General features: G+C 62.5%; 1 protein-coding gene. It reads left to right on the top strand.

Annotated features, from left to right (window positions below):
• The gene (gene tuf / locus CIT31_RS02140) at positions 1–1,176 is read left to right on the top strand and encodes an elongation factor Tu (RefSeq protein WP_029352152.1); all 1,176 of its coding nucleotides are present in this window, start codon (positions 1–3) and stop codon (positions 1,174–1,176) included.
• Position 1,177: the final 1 nt, after the last annotated feature.

Genomic DNA, 1,177 nt, shown 5'->3' with positions numbered 1-1,177 from the left:
ATGGCAAAAGGTAAATTCGAGCGTACAAAGCCTCATGTGAACATCGGCACGATTGGCCATGTCGATCATGGCAAGACGTCGCTGACGGCGGCGATCACCAAGTATTTTGGCGAATACAAGCGCTACGACCAGATCGATGCGGCGCCCGAGGAGAAGGCGCGCGGCATCACCATCTCGACGGCGCATGTCGAATACGAGACGGCCAACCGCCACTACGCCCATGTCGACTGCCCCGGCCACGCCGACTATGTGAAGAACATGATCACCGGTGCCGCGCAGATGGACGGCGCGATCCTGGTTGTGTCGGCCGCCGACGGCCCGATGCCTCAGACCCGCGAGCACATTCTGCTGGCCCGTCAGGTCGGCGTGCCGTCGATCGTGGTGTTCTTGAACAAGGTCGACCAGGTCGACGACGCCGAGCTGCTCGAGCTGGTCGAGCTCGAGGTGCGTGAGCTGCTGACCAAGAACGAGTTCCCCGGCGACGACATTCCGATCGTCAAGGGTTCGGCACTTGCCGCTTTGGAAGATTCCGACAAGAAGATCGGCGAGGATTCGATCCGTGAATTGATGGCTGCGGTCGACGACTACATCCCGACCCCGGTTCGTCCGCTGGACAAGCCGTTCCTGATGCCGATCGAGGACGTGTTCTCGATCTCGGGCCGCGGCACGGTGGTGACCGGCCGTGTCGAGCGCGGCGTGGTCAAGGTCGGCGAGGAGCTGGAGATCATCGGCATCCGTCCGACCACCAAGACGACCTGCACCGGCGTCGAGATGTTCCGCAAGCTGCTCGACCAGGGCCAGGCCGGCGACAACATCGGCGCGCTCTTGCGCGGTGTCGACCGCGAAGGTGTCGAGCGCGGCCAGGTTCTGGCCAAGCCCGGCACGGTCAAGCCGCACAAGAAGTTCGTCGCCGAAGCCTACATCCTGACCAAGGACGAGGGTGGCCGTCACACGCCGTTCTTCACCAACTACCGTCCGCAGTTCTATTTCCGCACGACCGATGTGACCGGCATCGTGTCGCTGCCGGAAGGCACCGAGATGGTGATGCCTGGCGACAACATCACGGTCGATGTCGAGCTGATCGTGCCGATCGCCATGGAAGAGAAGCTGCGCTTCGCCATCCGTGAAGGCGGCCGCACCGTCGGTGCCGGCATCGTCGTCACCATCAAAGAGTAAT

Origin of the sequence: Mesorhizobium wenxiniae (assembly GCF_002284535.1) — a bacterium.
Lineage (GTDB): Bacteria > Pseudomonadota > Alphaproteobacteria > Rhizobiales > Rhizobiaceae > Mesorhizobium > Mesorhizobium wenxiniae.
Note: the sequence above shows the minus strand (reverse complement) of the source record. Positions and strands in the feature narration are given on the sequence as shown.